This is a genomic window from Moorena sp. SIO4E2, assembly GCF_010671945.1.
GTDB lineage: Bacteria > Cyanobacteriota > Cyanobacteriia > Cyanobacteriales > Coleofasciculaceae > Moorena > Moorena producens.
The window spans coordinates 1-2,634 of record NZ_JAAHIE010000822.1 but is presented as its reverse complement, the minus strand read 5'-3'; the positions used below and the strand labels follow the sequence as shown (position 1 = coordinate 2,634).

Here is a 2,634-nt window from a genome sequence, read left to right as displayed (position 1 = left end):
GCTATCAGCTATCAGCTATCAGCTATCAGCTATCAGCTTATGGCTTATGGCTTATGGCTTATGGCTTATGGCTTATGGCTTATGGCTTATGGCTTATGGCTTATGGCCACACTACTGTTCGCGTAGCGAATGGCTGACGGCTGACGGCTGACGGCTGACTGCTGAATGCTTACGATAATTCTTCCACTTATATCCACTTATATTAGGGTAGTTACTATACAATTACGATGGCCGTGACCAAGACCAGAAACCGTAAGCAACCAGCAACTACTGATGCAACATCACCTTTCAAACGAGGTGCCCTTGACCTTGGCGAATTAAATTCGCCACGGGTCGCACCTGATGTTACCTCTAGATTAGGTCAAACCCTTGATGAATTTTATGGCTCTTTGGGGGATGTCTTGATTGACATCACAGCTTTAGAAGTTAACACCATGGTAGTGGAGGAAATTAAGGGAGATAAGTTCATCCCCTGGGAAACTTACCGGGATATTTACCCGATCTCAGCAGACTATCTAGAGCAACAGGGAATTCATCAGTCTTTACGCGATCGCTACCTTGAGTTACGTAAAACCTTAGAACTAGAGTACACCGTGCTTCTGAGTGATCCCCATTCACCCTTGTATGATCCCACTGTTCTAGAGCAGGCTAGAGGAGGCCAAGAAATCCTCACCGACCCAACAGTAGAATTGCACCAAATTAACACCCGACTACCAAACCCTACTAAAACCAGCAGTTCAGAAGAAATGCTTCAAGCGCAACAGATTCTTAAGAACAATCGTTTCTTGCGTTGTTTGCGTAAGCTCAGTGAACTAAAAGCAGCACTGGATAGTCGGAATCAGGCATTGCTAAAAACTAATTCACAGCAACGGGCAAATGTCAAGTCAATCAATGATTTAATTTGCGCCCAAACTGTGATTCAACTAGATGGTGATGTGATCAACCGCTATGCTCAGGAAATTGTTAACCATCCTGATCGAGATTTGATTCTACACATCCATAAGCAAGGAGTCACTGCTAGTCAACAGCAGTGGAGAGGATTGCTAGAGTTTATTTTGGGTTTGGTACAGGGGTCAGTGAGATGGGGTAATGGTGACGGTTTACCTTGGCGCAATTGATGTACTCAGGGTATGAGCTGTCACAACTTACCACTACCGATTAAGTAAAGCAGCGCCATCCTAACCGCAACTCCACTAGTCACCTGTTGAGGAATTAAGCTAATCTCGGGATCATCCATCAGCTCAGAACTAATTTCAACCCCTCGGTTAACTGGACCAGGGTGGAGAATGTGAACATTGGGTTGGCAAAGTTGGAGGCGCTCCCGGGTAATCCCATAACGCTGATGATATTCTCTCAAACTAGGCAACAAATGACTCGTCATACGTTCTTTTTGCAGCCGCAAGGTCATGACAAAGTCAGCATCTTTTAGTGCTGGTTCAATGTCCCAGTGAATATAGAGCTTAGGATGACTAATTGGTAACTGTTGCGTAGACGTAAGGGAATGGCTGGCTTGACTTGTGATCGGTACCGTTGTTTTTAAAATCACAGGGGTTTCGGTGTACTGCCTCTGGTGACCAAGGCTAGACTTAGCCCATAACTCTTGCTGTTGCTTTTCCCTAGGTTGTTGGAGACGAGTACTACTGTATTCAGCAAATAATTGCGGAAGTAGGGTAGGTGGTCCAGCGAGATGAACCTCTGCCCCTGTCGCAAGGAGACTCCAGATATTGGAACGGGCAACTCGTGAGTGCAAAATATCTCCAACAATGGTAACTTTTTTTCCAGCAAGCAGTTCTATGCGGGGATTATCCCAGTCTAAGCAAGAACAAATTGTAAACAAATCCAGCAATCCTTGAGAAGGATGTTCATGTTGACCGTCACCAGCGTTAAGTACACTTACCTGGACACCGAGTCGATTCATCTCAGTAGCAATAATTTGAGGAACTCCCGCCTGCCGATGGCGAATCACCATCATATTAGTTCCCATTGCCAGGTAAGTCTTTGCTGTATCAAGAATCGTTTCGCCCTTGCTTAAGGAAGACGTTCCTGGTGCAAAGTTTAGGATATCAGCAGAAAGACGCTTAGCCGCTAGTTCAAAACTGCTACGAGTACGGGTTGATGGTTCAAAAAACAAATTCGCAACCACGTGACCCTGTAGTGCAGGTACCTTTTTGGTGCGTCGGGACAGTACTTCCCGAAAACTAGAGGCAGTTTGTAAAACTGTATTGTATTCATCTGGCGTAAAATCAGCCAGGGCAAGAATATGGCGGCGAGTCCAGGTGGCATTTGCCATATAAGTCGTCAAGCAATTAAATAACTTAGTTTTGCTGCTCGTGACAGCTCCTACACTGACCCGTTGGGTTCAGTGTAGGCTTCCCAGCCAATCCGGCTATTGCTTAGGAGGCGCTGGGCTTTAAGAACGGACTGCCCTTCCGCTCTGTTTTTTATATTTATCGCTGCATTATGGTCTCTATCAAGACTGCACCCGCAATGAGGACAATCGTGCCATCTGACATGCAGTTTTTTAGGAACTTTCCTCCCGCAATTGGAACAATTCTGTGAGGTGTTCTGAGCACTTACTGGAATAGCCAACAAGCCAGCATTCAAGGCTTTGCTTGTCAGTATCGCCAGGAAGCT

Annotated in this window: 3 protein-coding genes; 1 reads left to right on the top strand and 2 read right to left on the bottom strand. The window is 45.7% G+C overall.

Translation table 11 applies throughout. The features are described from left to right. Positions 1 to 227 precede the first annotated feature (227 nt). Positions 228 to 1,118: a DUF8581 family protein gene (locus F6K37_RS37700; RefSeq protein WP_008178266.1), complete on the top strand. Its 891-nt coding sequence runs from the start codon at positions 228 to 230 to the stop codon at positions 1,116 to 1,118. Between the two features lie 20 nt (positions 1,119 to 1,138). Here the strand turns inward: F6K37_RS37700 and F6K37_RS37695 are convergent, their stop codons facing one another. After that, the gene (locus tag F6K37_RS37695; RefSeq protein WP_008178268.1) at positions 1,139 to 2,290 is read right to left on the bottom strand and encodes an aspartate carbamoyltransferase catalytic subunit; all 1,152 of its coding nucleotides are present in this window, start codon (positions 2,288 to 2,290) and stop codon (positions 1,139 to 1,141) included. A gap of 50 nt (positions 2,291 to 2,340) precedes the next feature. Next, the coding region (locus tag F6K37_RS37690; protein ID WP_287256146.1) for a zinc ribbon domain-containing protein at positions 2,341 to 2,634 on the bottom strand (294 nt) is incomplete at its 5' end.